The following is a 19,509-nucleotide window of genomic DNA, read 5'->3' as shown; positions in this document are numbered from 1 at the left end:
TCAAGCTCCCTTCGTCTTCAGCAGTTCTCGAATATCGTCAACGTCAGTTCCCACGGTGGCCCACCCGGCGGCCTCAAGTTCAGCGCGCTCGTCGTCGCCGTCAAGCACGACGGCGATCCGGTAGTCCGGCCAGGCGATCGGGACCGGCAGGCCGTCCACCTCGAAGCCGAGTTCCGGCAGGACATTTATGTCTGCATTGGCCAGAGCCAGCAGAAGCGTCTTTTCGAAGACTGTGGCCTGCTCCAGGAGCTCGTTCCAGGCGGGACTAAGCCCTCCGGACATCTCGAGCCGCACGGCTTCTTCCTCTATCGATCCACCCGCACTCACAGCAGACATCACTGACCCGATGGTCAGACCGATCGGCTTAAACGCCAGGAGGTTGGAGAGCCGCAACCACTCGCGCCAAGAGGCTTCGTGCACCGGCGAACCAACCGATTGCGTCCTGTCGTCCAGGCACAGCCCGACGGCGATTGTGGACAGGCTCTTGGGCGAGCCGGCCGCAGCGAACCCAAGGCTCCCCGAGCTGTACGTCCAGGCCGTGACTGTGCCAGGAGGCAAAGATGGCCTCGTGCCCTTGGAGAGCGCCGCCGCGTGCGCATACATGGCGTCCGCGTCGGCGGGCTCGGGCCGCTGCGCCATCAGCATGAGCGGCACCAGCTCCGAGAAGTTCGCCCAGGCCTCGGGATCGGGCCGGTTGACCCATTCCCAGAGCATCGTCATTGCGTCCCTGCCCAGCAGGTCCATGATCGCGGCATTCACCGGATAGTTGGCCATAAGCTGCGCGTTGAGCTTGGCGCTGGCCCACGTAGGCAGCACCACCGGCGCCGAAGGACCGGCTTCGAATGCTTCCACGTCCTGCCACGTCACGGCCCACGGCACTGCGGCCCCGGACAGCTCAGAGCTGTGCCGGAGCTTGTCGCGTTTGGTGGCGTCGTCCGCGATTCTGTTGTGTTCCGGGGACGCATGGAAGGTGAAACCGTCAGTGTAGATCGCCAGCACGGGGAAGTTAGGGTCCGGCGGTCCCTTCAGCAGGAAGTCTGGGCGCGTTCCGGCGACATCCACCTGCGGGATGAGCTGCCATTGGAATTGCTGCCCGGGGATCCGGAAGGTGATGGTGTCCGCCAGCGCACCGGGGGTCACCTTGGTGTGTGCGCCGACAGCCTTGAGCCGGTCCATCCAGGCCTTACGGAACCGCTTTTCCAGCAGCGATTCGATTGAGGTCTCGGCGTCCGGGGCTTCTTCGGTAACAGTCCAGTCGGAAAACGACGGCGGGACGGCGCTGTCGCTGGCGGCCTCACCGGAGCGCAGCAGCAGGCCGAGCAGGCGTTCGGCGCTGGCCCGCGCCACCTTGTCCACCGTCCACGGATCGGCGAAGGGAAGCAGGCAGTGGTGGCACGCCAGCCGCTCCTCGAAGCGGCAGCCGCAGTCGCGCACGGTTTGCCACGCGGCGCGCAGCAGCTCCCAGACCCGTTCGGGGTTGGCGAACTCTGCGAGGTAGCCGGTGCCGCCGGGGACCTTGTCGTGCAGCATCAGGGCAATTCGATTGCCGCCGTGCGCCGGATCGTTGATCCGCAGCACTCCAAGGTGGTCCGGGGCCCCGCCCACGACTTTCTGAAGACCCAGCAGCATGGCTGCCTGGAGGCTGGGGACCGAGAAGTCGTCGCCGTAGGTCACGTCGAGGGGCAAGTGCAGCACGACGCCTTGGGTGTTGAGTTCCCGGGCCAGCACCACTTCTTTGACGCTTTCCTGGGCTGCCTTGCGGTACTTGCACCAGAACCGGTGCTCGGTGGGCAAATTATCCTTGGCGGACTGGTCCAGCTGTCCGCAGTAGGAGCACAGCCTGAACATGGGCGTACGGACGTCGTCGCCGGCGATGGTCCGCACTCCGCCGTTGGAGGCCGTGCGTCCGGTGTTTAGCCAGCGGATGTCGATCCGGTTAAAGTATTCGGCACCGAAGTCGTAGCCTTCCACAAACCAGCGCTTCTGCAGGTGTTGCGGGTCGATGTCCGCCGCGGCGACGATCGTGAAGCGTTCCTGCACGCGGTTGTCGCGGCGGTCGTTGATCGCGGCCTCGTCCCGGCGGACCTCGGCGGAGACCTTCTTCATGACCACGACGTCGAGGACCTGGCCCATGTCAGCGATGGCCGAGGTGCCGCAGCGCAGACAGTTCTGCACGGCCGCGTCGGCACCGAGGTCAGTCTTGATCCAGCCACATTGGGGGCAGACCTGCCATTTTTGGATATGGCTTTGCTGGGGGCCCAGGTCCACGGCGTCGATCAGGATTTCCATGCCCTGCGCATAGAACGTGGCACCGGGAGCGAATTCGCTCAGGGCCACGGAGGCGCCGCGGTTGTAGGTCACCGTGTCAGTGACGAATTCCTGCGTGTCCGCATCCTTCCAGGACAGCCCTACATCCAGGCTGACCGAATCGTCCAGGAGTGTGTAGTTCGGCAGCACGCCGTAGGCTTCCAGGACCGAAATCCAGTACTGACCGCGGAGCTGCTTGAGCTGGTCCCGGATCATCTTGAGCGTGGCTTTGGCCGTCCGAAGGGCCTGGTGCGCGTCGGAGGTTTTGTCATCCAACCGTTCCGCCTGGGCGGCCGCTGCCTCCAGCTCGGGCAGAGCGTTGCCGATCTCCTTGCGGCGGATGTCCAGTTCGTCGACGTCGGCCTTCCACTCCCCTGCCGCCCGGATCAGGTGACGGGCGAGGCCGCTGGGCTCGCCGTCGTCGTGCCGCGACGCCCACGTTGCCAGGCGGGCGGCACTATCCGGGGAAATCCGTTCGCCGAACTGGTCCAGGAACTCGGTGAGATACGGGATAGCGTTCGCCGTCGCGTCCTCGATCAGGTCCCCGATGAACGATCCAGGCGCGACGCTCCCGAGAGCCTGGATGGCGTCGACCGGGTGCGGCCAGCCCGCCGCCCGGGCGAAGCGGTCCGCGACGTGGGCCACGTACTGGCGCCCCAGGATTTCTTCCGCATCCAAGTACGTGGCGGGCGGCCGGACCTCGCCGTTGATGACGGAGAGCGGTTCGTGGAGTTTGGGCAGGTGCTCGCCGCGACCCCGCACGAAGGCAAGGACGAGCGAGTTGCCGGTGAGGCGGCCGGCGCGGCCGACGCGTTGCAGATAGGAGGCCACGGACGTCGGCAGCGAGGCCAGCATCACGCAGGACAGGTCCCCAATGTCGATGCCCATTTCCAGCGTGGGGGTGGCGACCAGGACGTTGGGAGCCTGCGGGTTGTCGGCGCCGGCCTTGAACTGCGTTTCGTAGAGGATCCTTGTGGCGTCATCGAGCAGCGAAGTGTGTTCCCGAGCTACAACGCGCTTGCTTTCGCGTGAGGCGTAGAGGTCCCGGTAGAAGTTGCGGGCGTCGGCGGCGTGCCGCTGCAGGGTCCCGCTGCAGCGGACCAGGGTGCACGGGCCTCCAACCAGCTGGTCGATGACCGTCAGGCTGCCGGGGGTGATGGCCTGGCAGACCTTGCACTGGACGGTGTGGCGTCCTGCGGCCAGATCCTCGGAGTCCGGGACGGAGAGCACGATCTTCTCCGGGTCGAGCCAGTAGACATCGGCGCCGGAGTTCGTTTTCGAGCTGCCGAGCGTTCCGTCGTCGGCGAGTGCGGTGATGAGTGCCTTGGCAAGGTAGCCGCTGTCGGCGGGGGCGACGCCGAGGCAGCGGGCTGTCCATCGTGCGTACCAGGAGGCCGAGGACGTGACGCCGTCGAGGTTGTCAGTGGCCGCGGCGGCGCTGCCGATCCGGGGGAAGGCCGGGGCCGGCCGGCCGGAGGGGAACGCGGGCATGCCTTCACCCTTGGGCCGCCCGCCCCAGATTTGCCAGCGTTTACCGTCGGTCGCGATGTAGCCTTTGAGCCATTCGTGGTGGACGCCGCCCTGGAGGCGGACTCTTTCTACGGTGCCGCGGATCCACTGCAGCAGCTGCTGCTGCGTGGGCGCGGTCTCCCCGACCATGGTCTGGTGGAGGGCCGAATCGTAGGCTTTGCTGGCCACGGAGAGCATGCGGGTGGGGTTGCCGGCGTCGGTTTCGACGGCCACGGACCCGGTGAGTTCCAGGGTCCGGCCGGTCCGAGACTGGAGGCCGAGCTCCAGAAGGGCGTCGAACTGCAGCCGCCGTTTGGCGAAGCGCCGGGCCCGGACGCGTTCCGCCGGGGAGGCCTTCGGGTCCCAGAAGGGCCGGAAGCTTTGCCGGTCCACGAACTCTGGTGCGATCAGCTGGTACCGCGCCCCCGGTGAGTCCGCGCGCGCAATCGCGGCGTCCACGAGTTCCGAGAGCGTGGCCGGCTGCTCGCCGAGCGCGCGACGCAGGGCGGTGCGGAGCGTCATGGTGTGGGAGCGGGACTGGACGTATCCGGCCCGGTGCGCGGCGTCCTGGACGCTGTCGGTGAAGACGAGGGCTTTCTTTTCCTCGTCGTCCAGGCCCTCGGCGCCGAACAGGTTGGAAATACTCACGGAGAGCATTGTGGCGATGGCGCTGCCCATGAAGGCGATGCCGTCCTTGGCGAGGCAGGACGGGCAGACGTCCTTCTTGGACTGGTCGTCCGCGTCCTGGCCGGTGAGCATCAGGACGGGAATGATCCGCCCTTCAGCGAGGTCGGCGCTGTCGGCTTTCGGTGGCGTGGTGGAGAGGCCACGGTTGACGGTGTGGAGCCAGTGCAGGCCCTGCACCTGCTCCGAACCGTCCTGATGGAATTCGATGATGTCCGCCTCGGCAGCGGCCGAGATGAGGGTCCGGAAGCGCGGGTTGTTGGTGACGCGTGCTTCACGGATCTTGGAGTCGTCCAGCTCCAGGTCCAGCCCGGTGGGGGCCAGGACGGCGCCCCAGCCCGAGCGCCCGCAGTGCCGGCAATAGAGTGCCGGGAGGAACATGTCGTGGGACTGGTCCACGCCGTCGTCGGACCAGCGGAAGCGCGGTGTCGTGTCGACGGCGGCGTCCACCCGGGACATCTCGCGGATCCAGAGGTGTGTTTCGACAGTCAGCTCAGAACGGCCCGCAGTCGCGCGAACATGACTTAGTAAGGCGATAAAGAGTGAAAGGTACTCTTCAGCATCGTCCAGGTTTGCTCCCCACAGCATGGTTCGGCGGGAAAAGATGCGGTAAGAAAGGTCTCGAAGGGATACCCCCGCAGTAGCATGCTTGAGGACCTCCAGTGTCAGCGGATGACGCCGAAGGCTCAGTACCAGATTTGCCGGCGGAGTTCGAAAAAGCGTGTCGGCGATAGCGTCGGCCAGCGTCGTCTCCACCTCAACATCAATGCCGCTTTCTGGCTCAGTCCACCAACGATCGGTACCGGGCGCCTGGTAGATATGTTCTAGAGAAGGGGACAAGTCCTCTGCGATCGCATCGAGGGAATGAAAATCAGCGTCATGTCCGCCTTGACTCCAAACTGAACCGGACATACGCGCTTCCGTGATTACGGACTCGGGCGGGAAGACTTCGCCGAAGACGGTCTCTGCGAAGCTGAGCATAGCTTCCGGGTCACCTTTGCTGCCCAGGGTTGCGGACGTGGCAACGGGTGTGGCCCGGCCGAGCGGCCGTTCCCGGTCTTCCCTGCTCAGCCCGTGGGGATGCTCGGTCAGGTCGTCCGGCCAGTAGCTCTTGAGCGTCAGGCCGAGCCGGCGCAACAGCATGGCGACGTCGGTTCCCTGGGCGCCGTCGTAGGTGTGGAATTCGTCCAGGACCACGTACTGCAGGCTGGTCGCGGACTTCTGCCAGAGGGGCGCGTCCGTGTTGCGGAGCAGGAGCATGTCCAGCATTTTATAGTTGGTCAGCAGGATGTCCGGCGGGTCTTGGTGGAACACGTCGCGGTCGTTGATCAGGCCATCCCGGGCCACCTTGGTACGGTTGGTGTCCTTTTGTCCGGTGTAGATGCCGGCGGTGATCCCGGACAGCTCGGCGTGGGTGGTCAGCAGCTCGGCCAGGCGTTTGGCTTGGTCGTTGGCGAGGGCGTTCATCGGGTAGAGGATGAGCGCCTTGATGCCGGTGATGCCGTCCCGTTTCGCGCGCAGCACATGGTCCAGGATCGGGTACAGGAACGCCTCGGTCTTCCCGGAACCGGTACCCGTGGTGACCAGCGTGGGCTCTGGGCGACGGGATGCCCCACCGGCGCCCTTGCTGCTGAGCCGTTGGAAGGCCTTGGCCTGGTGGCCGTAGGGCTCGAAGCCCTGGTACCAGTCCAGACAGTCCCTCCAGCCAGGTTCCGCCTTTTCGAAGGGCAGCCGCAGCCGGACATAGGCGCCCTTGAAAAGCCCATGGTCAGGATCCGCCAGGAAGTCCTTGATGGCGGACTGTGCGTTCCCGTCCGTCAGCGCGAACGTCGTGGCGAGATAGTCGGAGAGCCCACGGCGCAGGTCCCCGGCTTGGGTGGTGGGCAGAAGCTCGGACATTAGGACTTCTTCTCCAGCATGCTTGAGAAGTGCGCGTACGCCTTCCGCATGTCTTCTTCTCGGTCAAAGCTTTGGAACGGGAAGTCAAAGACGTACTCAACGCCACTTTGTGGGTGCGTCCAGGTTCGATCTTGCAGAGTCAGGTTCTCGCCAGCCTTCCGGTAGAGGCGGTTCATGTCGCCGGGGACCTTACGGCCGTTGGCATCGTAGAGGTCGCTTCTTTCGTATCCGACGAGCACCGGGAACTGCGTGCGGTAGACGGTGCACAGTTCCTCAATTCCCATACCCATGGCGACTGCAACCAAGGCGTCCAAATCGACCAGCGCCTGGCGCCGTTGCAAAGATTTCAGCTCGGGTAAGAATTCCGAGTCTGATTGTTCCCGCCAAGCAGACAGCAGAGGGTCAGCCGTGCAATTCAGCGCCGCTGCCCGTGTCACGATTTCCCCGGACAAAGCGTGCCCGGGTAGAACTGTCGGAAGCTGAGACAGAAAATCGAAGTTGATCTCTCCTGAGCCTGAGACCTTTATCCAAAAATCCGCGGGGATGCTACTGAATATCCCCGCCAGCAGAAGAAGGTTCGGCAACGATGCCTCCGGGCCGCCGACCGAATAGACGCCGTGAATGTGAGCTGTACCGGGCGGAAACAATGCTGCATGCAGAGTACGCATTCCTGTAGTCGCAGCCATACGGCGCCACATAAGCCGATAGTGGTCCCTGACAGGCACAGAGTTTCCGTTGGCAGCTACCCAGGCCCCGTAGTCAGCGTCGTACCTACTGGAAGGACCTTCACGCTGGTAGCTAGTTCGGGGAATGTAATTCACAGCGAGAGCTTCCAGGTCGACTTCCGTCCAGTCCTTGTTGCTCTTCATTGTCGGATTGGGCTGTTTGGCAAACGGGTTAGCGACGGTGAAGTGTGGCCCTTGCAGAATTACGTCCTTCCAGGAATCCGGGACAGCGGATCCTACCTCGAAATATCCGTTCTTTCGGTCTGTAGTCTCATTCCAACCTGATGAATATTGCAAGCCAATTTCACGTATTCTTGGTGCCTTGCTGAGTTTCTCGACTACCAGAGAGCTTGCACGGTTCACGGGGTAGACCATCCGCGCCTGCACCGCCGGAGTCCCCGGTTCGTCGAGGATGTCCGCCCACACGGCCAAGGCAGCTTCGTCCACCTGGATGATGCGTTCGAGGTGGGGCCGGGTGTCCCAGTTACCTTCGCCGTCCTTGAGGCCGGGAACTTCGCCGGATCCATCGTGGACCTCGGAGCGTGCGATGGTGTCCGGGTGGTACAGGGATGCCGCCATCTTGAATTGTGGGGATTCGCGACGCGCCCCGTAAACATGGACGCCATATGTCACAAGGTTATGGATTTCGAACAGTCTCAACTCGTTGATGAACTGCCAATGCCGCCGGAGGCGGCGATAGGTCTCGGCTCTAAGGTGGGCGGCTCGTTTCTCCGTGAAGTGCGATTCCGGGTGAAGCAGAGCGACAACTCCGGTCCGGGAAACAGACCCCCAAGTTCGCTCCATGAAGGAGCGGTAAAGGTCCGGACGAAGGCCAGCCACGATCGGGTAGGACGCTGGCGACGTCAGGAACTCCCGAATTCCCATGATCCCGGCCGCTTGCGAGCACATGAACTCAACCTGAGTCGCGTCCGCAAGGGCTAAGCGCTGCTTTTCGGCCTTTTGCGATTGCGTTTGCTTATCGTTCAGCTGCCACCACGGATCAAACTCCGCATAGACGGCATTTTCGTCCCAGTCCGGTCGCACCCACGGTGGGTTACCGACCTGTAGATCGAACCCGCCCCGGCCAAACACGGAGGCGAAGTCGAGTTCCCAGTGGAAGAAGCCTTGATCCGCAGCGATGTTCTCGCACACTTCCAGCCAAAGATGTTGCTTCTTAGCGATCTCAATGTCGGACACCAGAGCAAACTCAAGGTCGGCCTGTTCGGCGTCGTTCAGTTCTTCCCAGGTCGATGCAGCACCAAAGGTCTGCTGCCCTGCCATCTTCGATTCCTTGCCCTGAAGGCCAAGAATCGCTTCGAGCGCACCAAGCCATTCGTCCAGTGTCGGAGGTGTTGCCCCACCGGTCGCGCGTTCGGTCAGGGGCCAGAACCACAGCGCGTTCCAGGCATCCATGACTCGGCGGAGACGCTGGTAGGCGCCATTCTGGTCGTTAAGATTTTCCTCGATCTGCTCACGAGTGACGGCCTGGGTCCGAGTGCCGGCATCGCCGGGCACACCAATTGGATGCTTGCCGAAGTAGTCGATGTCCCGGCGGGCCTCCGATTCGGCGACCTGCAGCCGGCGCAGCGTGAGCTTCCACAGGGATTCGACGCGGCGTCCGAGGTTCACAAACCGGTCCAACTGATTCTTGCTGGGTTTGGACTTGATCCTGGTGCGCCAGGCTTTGAGCTCCTGCTGGGCTTCCCCTGCCAAGTCCTTGACTTCCTTGGCGTCGGCCGCAGCTCCCCAGCCGTCGGCAGGGAGCAGGAAATGGTGGATCCGCCCGACCACGTTGGGATCATCGGTCTCAGTAATCATGGTCTCGACGAGCCCGGTCAGGGGTGCATCCTGCGGGGCGCTCTTCAGCCATGACTTGTCGCTGACTGCCTGCCGCGAGTACGTGGCCCGGCGGGCGCCGATCAGCGAGTTTCCGCGGCGCAGACGCAGCCCGAACCACGGCGCCTGCAGGTCCTTCACCATGGTGTCGAGCCAGAGCGAGACTTCGGCGAGTTCCACCGCCGTCGAGTTCAAGTCGACGCCGTGGACCTGGTGCAGGGCGATCTGGGCTTTGACCTTTTGGAGTTCCTGCGGGTATTCGTCTGCGGGGATCCGGACGTCCAGCTCGTCCTGCTTGCGCTTCAGGTACTCGTCCGCGAGCTGGCGGACAGCTTCCAGGGCGAACGCGCCGGACCCCAGTGCCGGCTCGCAGACCGTCAGGTTCAGGATGTCGTCTGCCGCGGTTGTCTGGTCGTCCTGGTCCAGCAGCTCTTCGAGCGCCTGGGAAACAACGAACTTGGTGAGCACCTCGGGGGTGTAATAGGAGGCGGACTGCTGGCGTTCGCGGCCGGCGAGCCGGAAAACGAACGAGCCTGCGGCGTGAAGTACTGGGCGCCGCTCCCCCGTGCGTTCGTCCTCTTCCACCACGAAGTGCTTGGCGTCAATGGACTCGGAACGGTCCACCGGGACCACCCAGGAACCCTTTTCAGGGTTTCCGTCCTTAGCCACCTCGTGCAGGGGCTCAGGGGCGATGAACCCCGTGTAGGACATCAGGCCTTCATAGACGGCTCCGAGCTGGTTGATGCCCAGTTCCGCGTAGGAGATGAAGCCACGGTCCTTGCCCTTGGCCTCTTTGCTGAGCAGCAGGTGCTGGAGGACGCGTTGCAGTTCTGCGTTGCTTAGCTTGGTGCCGTTGATGAGCGACGTTGCGGCATCGTGGAAGAGGTCTGCTCTGAGCGGCTGGAAGACCAGGCCTTCGTTCTCGCCCGAGGCATCATCGGAGGGATTGTTCCCTTCCGGGGCGTGGCCGTTGTCCACTAGGTGGAACAGCTGGGCGAGGGATTCGTAGATGTGGGTGCCGCGACGGGATTCCGGGGATTGGATGTTGACCAGGGTCAGTTCCCGGAGCCGGTCCAGGCCGTATCCCTCGTTATATTCGCCGGCTCCGACGGGAAGGACGCCCATTTCCGGGGAGGCCTCCGCGTAGAGCAGGAAGAGGATCCGGTAGAGGAACCGCAAGGACTGGCGGGCCAGTACCTTACCGTGCACGTCCTCGACGCCCAGACCGGCTTCGCGGCGGCGGTCGAGGACATCGTTGGCGATGATTTCGATGGAACGCCGGATGCCTTCGCGAAGGTCCTGGGAGACGCCCACGGTGTGTTTGACGGAGGCTTCGAGGACGCCGTCCCACCAGAGAGAACCATCCGGTGTCGGCATGAGAGAGTCGCGGCCGAAGATCGCCAGGAACCGGTCCGTCTCGGCGTTCTTCTTGGTGTCATTGCGGTCCGCGACCAGGAGTGCGTCCGCGGCCAGGTAGCGGCCCTCGGCCCAGCGTTCCTGTTCGGTCAGCACCAGCCACCGGCCTGCCATAATGACCACAAACTTCGGGGCTTTGTCCGAAAGGTAGGCCTCGGACACCGCCTTCGCCACCGTCAGCGCCGGAGACGGTTCTTTGCCGTCCACCAGAATCCGCCCGAGCGGAAGCACCGTGGACAGCACGTCTTCCAGCGCGTCCGCCGGGGCGGCCTCGACGAACAGGACCTCGGACTTCTCCGTGGCCCACACGCCGGGGACGAGCGTTTCGGTGCCGCTGCGCTCGAAGGTGACGGCCGCCGTCGTGCCCTGGAAGCCGAGGGCGCCGCGCAAGAGGGCGTAGGCCTCGGACGCACCGGCCGGGTCTTCCGAGAGTCCGGCGAGCAGGATCTGGAGGCGTCCACGGACCTCAGCGAAGCGGGTCGGGGTGGTGGGGTGGCCTTCCTTGGCTGCCTCGTCCCAGTTCTTGCGGAGTTTTACGACCTCGGCCTGGAAGGATTCCTTGGCGGAGTCCGTGGTGAAGAAGTGTTCGCTAATCCAGTCTTCGCCTACAACGATTGAATCAAAGGACGGCATTACTGGTCAGCACCTTCCGGGACGGCGACAGGGGTTGCGCGGGGAACGACGATCAGGAGGGGGCGGACCAGGCGTTGAGCCGGGGCGAGTGACTCCGCGATGCGCTGCTCCTCGCTGACACGCTCGCGTTGCTTTTTCACTTCCGCCCGCTGAGCGAAGTCGAAGGACAGCCTGGTCCAACCCGTGGCCCGGTCCTTCCAGGCCTGCAGCCGCTGGTTGGCAGAGTTGGCAGCTGCTTCAAAGGTCAGCTGCATGGTCTGCCTGGCGCTCTCCACCGCCTGCGGGAGCAGGGACTGCAGCCCTGTCACCGTGACCGGTCCGGGGTTGGTCGCCTTGGCATCGACGCCGATGCTGCTCAGATGCTCACCCAGATCCTCGAGTGGTTCGGAGAGACAGAAGGTCGGGTTGGCGGGGTCCGGGAAGTCCACCGCGATGAAGGCTTTGGAGACCACCTGCCCGCGGCGGTTCATCAGCGTTCCCATAAGCAGGACCTGGGCGGCGTCCACGTCGCCGCGGACCACGAGGACTTCGCTGCGGGACATCGAGGACAGGGCCCGGTCGCTGGCCCAGTCCAGGACGGGGTGGAGCGGGCCGAGGTAGTGGGCCTCGGGCCAGCTCATGTCATCGGATTCGCGGGCGCGGTTCAGTTCCCGGGTGCCGGCGTCGACGGTCGTGGCGAGCTTGAGGCGCTCGGTGACTCGCCGCTCGGACAGGTAATCCTGCGGAAGGTAGCCCAGGCGGTGTTGGAGGTCAACGGGCGGGTTGAGCTCGGCGAGGCCGTGGCCAGTGTGGACGGTCCAGCCGAGGACCTTGTGCGGATCGCCGAAGGCCTCCTTGAGGGCTTCGTCCAGGAAGTCCAAGTCCGTGGAGTAGAGGCCGAGCGGTTTCTCGACCGGGATGGTCTCGGTGTCTCCGTCGTCCTGCAGGGCCTCGAAGTCGAGGAAGTCCCAGAGGTCGCCCGAGTCCGGATCGGCGTCGGGCTCGCCAACAACGTCCTCGAAGTCCTTCTTGCCCAGCAGGACGTCGCGGATGGCGTCTTCCTCCTGCTTGACGCTGTACTGACCCATGAGGGAGGCGACGTCATTGAGGACCGTGTGTGCTTCATACTCGCGTTCCATCAGGCGCGTCAGGACCTTGATGTCGCCGGAGAACCGGGTGTTGTGCGGGTTCAGGAGCAGGGTGGTGATCTGCGGCTTCTGGCGCTGGCCGAACCGGTCGATGCGGCCGTTTCGCTGTTCGATCCGGATCAGACTCCAGGGGATGTCGAAGTGGATCAGGTGGTGGCATTCGGCATGCAGGTTAACGCCTTCGGAGGCGACGTCGCCGGTGACCAGGACCCGCAGTGGGCTGTTGCCGCGCTTAAACTGGTCCACGATGCTTTGCTGTTCAACGTCGCTGAGGCCACCGTGCAGAAGGCCGACGTTTTCCGGCTTGAGGCCGAGGGCCTTGGGCAGCGTCTCCTGCAGCCATTTGAGCGTGGCGACGCGCTCGGCGAAGATTACTGCCCGCATCGGGGAGCCCTTGCCGACGCCGATCTTTTTCAGGTAGCTGACGAGCTCGGTGTACTTGGCCGAGTCGCCGGTGTTTGCCGCCGCGGCGAGCTGGCCGAGGCGCGTGAGGGCTTCGGTTTCCTTGGCCTCGGAGGGCGAATCGGCGTCGAGCTTCCTGAGACGCTCCGTGACCGTTTCGAGCAGCGCGGCAGGGCTGGAGAGGAACGCCTTGGCAAGGATCCAGGAGAACAGCGCGCCGTTCTGGCCCGAATAGGGTGCCGGCTTGCCGTCGGGGTAGAGCCAGACGTCGGAAAGCTCCTCGGCAATGGCGTTCTCCGCGGCGGAGGCGGAGACGAGTCTGTTGTCCGGTTCTTCGCGCTCGGCCCAGTCCGCGCCGACTTCCTGGGCGACCTCGGGGCTGTGCCGGTGCCGGCGGATGATGAGGTTCTCCACGTGCTTAGGGTCGAACGTGCCGTCCGGGCGGACGGCGGTGGGGTCCAGCAGACGCAGGATTTCCGCGAACGACTCGTTGCGTCCGTTGTGCGGCGTGGCGGAGGCCAGGATGAGCGCTTCGGTGTTCGGCGCGAGCACGCGGGCGAGCTCGTTGTTCATGGCCTGGGTATTGGTGACGTTGTGGGCCTCGTCAATGACCACCGCGTCCCAGTGCAGCTTGCCGAGCTGGGCCCGGTAACGGGGGCTTTTGAGCGTATCCATCGAGATGATGGCGCGCTTGTAATACGTGAAGGGGTTACGCGTGGCCGGGAGCTTCTGGCGGATCTTCTGGATGCCCGCCGAGTCGAGGCGGACGAACGGCAGGGCGAAGCGGCACCAGAGCTCGTGCTGCATCTGCTCCAGCACGTGGCGGGGGGTGACGATGAGGATGCGCTCGCCGCGGCCGCGCTTGACCAGTTCGCTGAGAATCATGCCGATCTCGAGGGTCTTGCCGAGACCCACGGCGTCGGCGATGAGGATGCGCGGCCGGATGTTCTTGGTGTCCAGGGCCTTCGCGACGGCGATCTGCTGATACTTGAGGTTCCGCGACAGCATGCGCGTGGAGACGGTCAGGTACTCCGCCGACTGGGGTGTCGGCGTCTTCCGGAGGGTGGTTTCCAGGAAAAGCCGCGCGCGGCGGTAGTTGGGGGTGTCATCGGCGACGACCTTGGACTTGGACGGATCCACGACTTCGATGGTGTCCAGCGCGGAGTAGAAGACAGCCGTGGTATCCCTGACAAGCTCGCTGAGGCCTTGGACCCTGACGAGGGTGCCGTCGACCGATTTCTCGACGCTGGTGACGAGCCAGTCCTCATCGCGGACACGGACCACCGAACCGGGTGCGACGTTGAGTTCCCGGTGTGTGGCTGTAACTGTCAAGACCTTGCTCCTGTGTTTGCTGCTTCCCCAGTTGGAGGTCGTATGCACTTCGCGGCACCGAGCTCCAAAGCCATTATCGCTTCCGACGGAATGCTCGGCTGACAGCTCGAGGGCACATCCCGGCTACGAACAGCTAATGCCGTGCCACAACGTCGTGAAATCGGAACCTCGAGCTAAGGGACGTCCACGAGTTCACCTCCAACCGCCAGGGACTCGACAAACTCCTGCCGTAGATCACTCATGGACTTGTCGCCCTCGGCATCGATGAGCCAGAACCACCAGCCAGCCTCTGACTGGGCTCCCGTGATACCTCTGGCCGCTGCGCTCAGCGTGTCGTAGCGGCGGTCGCCCACGTAGAGCGACCCATCCTCGCTGACCTGGCAGGGTTTTCCCCTGTGCGCCTGCACACGGGCAAAAAGCGATTGACCCGGCCGAAGCAAACCTGCGCTCACCAAGTCCGCGACATCCACTCGCGGAGTGGCGCGCTCTACTGACGCGGCCACCTTGCCGCTGTGACCCGCAGGTACGGGCCAGATTTCAAGGATGTCATCGATCATGCGTTCAGTCCGCTCGGCGATAAAGTCCTCGGTCCAGCCGTGCGCACCCAGTTCTACGACTTCGCGAGTCAAGAGAAGCGAGGTATTTTTGCGAAGCTCTTCGTACTTTCCCTTGTCGCCCTGCCATGGTCCATTCGAGATTCTGCTGTTCAATGACTGGGTCAAGAGCGTCAGGTTGCCGAGCGTCTGAACCAAGGCGTCCCGTCGGTTGGAGTGGTCCTCCCCGCCCTCCGCGGGCCAGTTTAGAGACCACTCCTGGGGCATTACATGCTCGATGGTTGTTGTGCCTCGAATTACGGGTTGCTCATGCATCGACCGCCCGGAAGTCCAGCCTCGGCGGTGGTCTTCTATCGATTCAAGCAACATCCGTAAGCGCCCCCGCCTAAAGCGCTTGTATATCGGCATGTCCGTTAGCTCACGACGGACTTCGGCGTCACCGGGCCAGTAGTCATTGGGACCGTCCTGCGTGATGAAATACTTCTCGGTGAATTCTCCGACGCTTTCACGAGGTTGCTGGCTCAAGTAGTTTAGGAGGTCCACCAAGATTCGGTTATAGGCTTTCGTACTTGCACGAACGCATGTCCTGCGGATCAGCCAACTCTCGACCGTTGCAAGGCATCGGTCTCGCTGTTCCGGTGGTATCGGCGAACGGTCGGGGTCCTCGAGCCATAGGACCAGGGGCTTCACTACTTCGGAGTCAAGCATCGACGTCCGATAGATGAACAACTCGAGTCGACTAAGAATATTCGTCGGGCTCCACGCCCGCTCCGTAAACGAGCGGTAAATGTCGGCACTTCTTCGGATCCTGGGCAGCAGGGCATCAATCGGCTCGTTGCTGTCCGTGACGTGACGCTTGAACTGCGAAAATACTTCCTTAGCAGTAACGTCCTTTAGCGATTGCGCAATGAGCCATTGGTTAAGAAACAGCGAACTGCGGCTATAAGTCACACGGCCAGAAGCTACTTCTGTTTCCCAGAAGGGAGTTTCAAAGGTCTCCCAATGCTCGTGGTATGCCTTTTCGGCCTGGGCAGGCACGGCATCAAGCCGCTGGAACACGAAGTTCTTTATCAGGTCAGCTGCTGTGAGCGGAGTGCCTCGGGCGTTGAGGGTCTCAAAGATTTCCTGCGCATCTTCATCAGCCTGGAGTTCAATCACGACAATTTGGAGTTGGTTACTAACCGTCTCAACGAGGGCGTGGGCGCGCCGCTCAGTATCGCTACCACCGAGCCACTCGCCTGCTGACTTCGAAAAAAACGCGTGCGCAGCCACCATCCGTGAGCCGGAATTTTCCAGTTTGCCGTGATGGAAGGGGGCTATCGCCGCCATCACCTCGTTGAAGGCCTGCCGGTCACGGTTCGTCGGCCAGACCTTGAACTTATCTTCCGGGTGAGCCGTAAAGTGCTCGGGGTTCTCCACCAAGTCTTGAACCTGTCGCGCAATGCTCTCAAAGCCCGCTAGGCGCACTTGCTCATAAACCGCGCTCAGCATGAGCTGTAGCGTCGTGAGCCGCTGTTGTCCGTCGATAATGGTGCGGACCGGGAGCGTGCCAATTTCTCCCATCTGCTGTTGAACCACCACGGCACCCAAGAAGTGAGGTGCGTGGACCTCAAAGTTCACGCGGCGCGCGGCTAGCCGCTGGACGTCTTCCCACAACGGCGCCCATTGACCCTCTTCGCCCCAGACGTACGGTCGCTGAAAAAGCGGAACCATTAACCGTTGTGGTTGGTAGAAAACTTCACGGGGCGTCTTTACTTGGGTGATCACGCCTAGGCCTTTCAGTGACTTCGAGTCGTCGTTGCGCTGTCCGAAGTCGAGTCTAGAGTCCGGTTTACCTATGCAGCGTTACCACAGGGACGTTGGATCCAGTGTCGGCATACTTAATGAGAAGTAGCGCATGATCGCGGGGCGAAGCATCACGGACTATTTTTCCCGGGTCTCATCTAGCATTTGTCACGTATCTCATCGCGAGAATTCTGGCATGCTGGAGGAGAAAACCGAGTGGACGTGCTGGTTTGGCTGTTGATCGGCCTCTTCGTCTACTTCTTACTTCGGAATCCGACCCGCAAACGTCATATAGAGGAGACGCGCTCTCCCACGACGCCGCCGATGCCGAAACATCCCGGCGGTGACGCGACCACCTCGAACCGCGCTGGTTCGCTCCCTCCGGCCAAGACCATCGTCATCCACCAGGAGCAGGAGAGGCTGCGCCTCTCGCCGGGTCAGCCACCAGCGGATACGCCCCCCGCACCCGCAGGGACTGGCATCTTCCACGTTACGTATCTGACCGATGGCGCGGGGCGCCCCGTCGGGTCCGAAGACAGGGATGCGTGGCTTCATGCACGCCGCCACGGGGTGACCGCCACCGATTTAAAGAAGATAGTCAAGCTGAACGGTGATCCAAGCAAGCAGCGACCTGCACTTATGCAGCAGAAGCTCACCGGCGAAGAAGGGCCGCGCTTTGCCGCATTCCAGCACGGTATCGAACGCGAGCCCGTCATCGCCGCATGGGTGGCCGAGGAGTTTGGCGTTCTTCCAAACTCCTTTATTTGTGTGGGATCGAATGCGCGCCACCTTGCAACTCCAGACGGCATTGGTCCCGATGCCGTGGCCGAAATCAAGACCTCTGTGAAGCCATTAGGTGCCACGCTGAGCCTGTACCGAGACCAGCTCCAGTGGCAGCTGCACGTGACACGGTCCGAACGGGCGCTCTTCGTTGTGGAAAATCGGTACTCCTTCGAGCGCGAACACCGCTGGATATATCGAGACGAGGCCCGAATTGGCGTTCTGCGAAATCATGCCGACCGCTTCATCGAGGAGCTCGACCGCGTTAGGGACTCTTTCCGAGCGACAGGAGCGCCGGTCAACACCTCAGCGTTTCCTGTGGCCGAGCTCGCGGAACCATCTTTCGCGACTGTCGTGCCCCGGCAGGCCGAGGAGCACCTGGGGCTGCCCGCCACGTCCGTGTTGTCGGAGGCTGTTGATTCTGAGGACCCGAAGGCTGTCGGAGACGAGGACGAGCACCGCCATTGGACATCCAGCGAAAAGTCACGGCTCGCGTTTCTCTATCGGGAAGGCGTCCCTCTGTATGACTTGGGGAACATCGTTGGCGCCACAGACCGGGCGGTTGTCTTCGAACTGACCCGCCTATTGCTCAATTCAGAGGCACCGCTCGTAGACCCGTCGGCTGAACACTTTGGCACTGCATGGTCCTCGGAAGACATCTCGAATCTAGCGGACGCCTACTACGACGGCGTCTGGCTTCCCTCCGTCGCTCTCGAACTCGGCAGGGATCAGCTGGGCGTCGCATTTAGATTGTTCGAGTGCAGGCTTCCGACCGTCGGCCACTTCGCGGAGGACCTCGCTTGGCTCGACGTACCCAGCGAGATCACACGGAAGCTACCGACGCGCGTCGTTGACTCGCACCAATCCCCCGCCTTTGCAGTGACCAACCAGGCGCAAGCGGCATTACTCAAGCGATCAAAGACGACGAGTTCCGTGCGATCTACCGGCGCGAGGCACCCTCAACCGGTCCGCGACGAGGACGAGGGCCGCTGGTGGACTGCTAGCGAGACTTCACGACTTCTCGTCCTCTACGACGAGGGGGCCACACTGGATGACCTGGCCAGCGATTTTGCAGCCACGCCCCTGGCCGTGGTATTCGAGCTGGCCCGCCGACTGCTCAATACCGAGGGGCCTCTCAAAGATTCGACGATGAAAAAGTCGGGCCGTTCTTGGACCGAGGATGACGTTCGGAAATTGGAGTCCGCCTACTATGACGGCGTCTGGTTACCGTCGGTGGCACGCCAGTTCCGAAGGGATCAGCTCGAAGTCGCCGCCAAGTTGATCGAATGCAGACTTCCGTCGGTTCAAAGTCCGTGGCGCGACCGCTAATGGCTCGAAATGCAGGCGCCAACTAGACAGGTCCCGCCTCTCCCCGTCCGCGTCGGCCTGACACCAGAAAGAGACTCGCTCTAGCGGTTTTTTCGTCTTTTGGGCCTACCCAGCCACCAACCGACCATGTCCAAAGCGCGCAACGAAGTGATCGGGGGCTTGGTGGCGAGCCCTGCGATTCGTTCCCAAGTGTCGGCTTGATCTCGCAGGTCTTTCTGCACCGCGGGCAGCCAAAGGAGTGAAAACTGCTCCCAGCTCCTTGCTTTATCACGGGGCAGGGGCGACTCCGGGCCGGAGCCAACGTAGCAACGCCAGATATGAGGGTCGTACAGCGGAATAAGGTCGGGACGCTTGCGATGCAGAACCTTCGACAATTTAGTGAGTTTCACGCCCGGGGTGCTTACTTCGTCCAATATCCCGAACAAGCTGGCAATGGCCCCGATGGTTTCGTCACTCGCGTCGGTCAATGTTCCCGTCATAGCTGGATGGCTAAGCTTCTCGTTGATCTCATCCAGGAGTCCTTCCAACGTGTAATACGACCGAACCGGATTGTGGCCCGCATTCAGCAATGCCGGCGCGAGCAGATCCTGCGGACCGACCGTGTCCGAGCATGCGCCAGGGTATGCATCGTATGCCGGGTAGGAATATGTCTGATCCTGGTTTGTGATGTAGCGGCTGGCCCATGCAAATGCTTCATCGAACCCGGCTGAAGCGCCACCCACTCTGATAATTTCGCTCATGCGAGCGATACTAGGGCACCGAACGATAATTCCCAGTTATGTGGTGTCGACTGGGGCGGTCCGAAGACCGCCGCCGGCGTTTGTGCTCGATGGACGACGCCGGGGCGCCGCCGCTGATCGCGGAAAATTGGCTGGACTTCCTCGCCAGCAAGACTTCTTCTAGGCGCACGTCCCAGGATTCATGAGCCTGGAGCGATCGGCCGTGATGCTGTGCCTCCACCGTCCAACTCTCGGTCCTCCGCGATTGCCGGAGGACCGAGAGGAGTCAGATCCATGGTTCTGCGCCAAGGTGACGAATGCGCCACATCTTGGCGCTGCAGTGCAGGCAAAGTCATATGGTCGTTGCAACGCTCTGATGGATGGAGCGTTTCATGGTCAAGTTGTTTCCTTCGAATGCCCGCACTGAGTTCGTTGACTCGGTGTGTGGCGGGATGTCGATTCTCGCTGCTTC

At 62.7% G+C, this 19,509-nt stretch carries 6 protein-coding genes; 1 reads left to right on the top strand and 5 read right to left on the bottom strand.

Features of this window, described 5'->3' with window-relative positions:
- From ACTWQD_RS17350 to ACTWQD_RS17335, 4 genes are all read right to left on the bottom strand, one after another.
- On the bottom strand, nt 1-6,399 hold the full coding sequence (locus ACTWQD_RS17350) for a DEAD/DEAH box helicase (RefSeq protein WP_443197371.1): 6,399 nt from the start codon (nt 6,397-6,399) through the stop codon (nt 1-3).
- A complete protein-coding gene (locus ACTWQD_RS17345; protein ID WP_443197370.1) occupies nt 6,399-10,766 on the bottom strand; it encodes an Eco57I restriction-modification methylase domain-containing protein in 4,368 nt (1,455 codons plus the stop codon). Before ACTWQD_RS17345 ends, ACTWQD_RS17350 begins: the two co-directional genes overlap by 1 nt.
- A 242-nt stretch (nt 10,767-11,008) precedes the next feature.
- Entirely contained in the window at nt 11,009-13,870 is a 2,862-nt protein-coding gene (locus ACTWQD_RS17340; protein ID WP_443197369.1) for a helicase-related protein, read from the bottom strand.
- Between the two features lie 173 nt (nt 13,871-14,043).
- Nucleotides 14,044-16,191, bottom strand: coding sequence for a GmrSD restriction endonuclease domain-containing protein (locus tag ACTWQD_RS17335; RefSeq protein WP_443197368.1), 2,148 nt, complete (start codon nt 16,189-16,191; stop codon nt 14,044-14,046).
- Nucleotides 16,192-16,425: 234 nt separating this feature from the next.
- On the opposite strand from ACTWQD_RS17335, the gene ACTWQD_RS17330 reads away from it, so the two are divergent.
- Entirely contained in the window at nt 16,426-18,318 is a 1,893-nt protein-coding gene (locus ACTWQD_RS17330) for a YqaJ viral recombinase family protein (protein ID WP_443197367.1), read from the top strand.
- 80 nt (nt 18,319-18,398) lie between these two features.
- On the opposite strand, the gene ACTWQD_RS17325 is transcribed toward ACTWQD_RS17330, so the two are convergent.
- Nucleotides 18,399-19,058, bottom strand: coding sequence for a DUF6308 family protein (locus tag ACTWQD_RS17325; RefSeq protein ID WP_443197366.1), 660 nt, complete (start codon nt 19,056-19,058; stop codon nt 18,399-18,401).
- Between the last annotated feature and the right edge of the window lie 451 nt (nt 19,059-19,509).

This window comes from Pseudarthrobacter sp. 1C304, assembly GCF_052245515.1.
GTDB lineage: Bacteria > Actinomycetota > Actinomycetes > Actinomycetales > Micrococcaceae > Arthrobacter.
The sequence above is the reverse complement of the archived record's forward strand: the minus strand, read 5'-3'. Positions and strand labels throughout refer to the sequence as shown.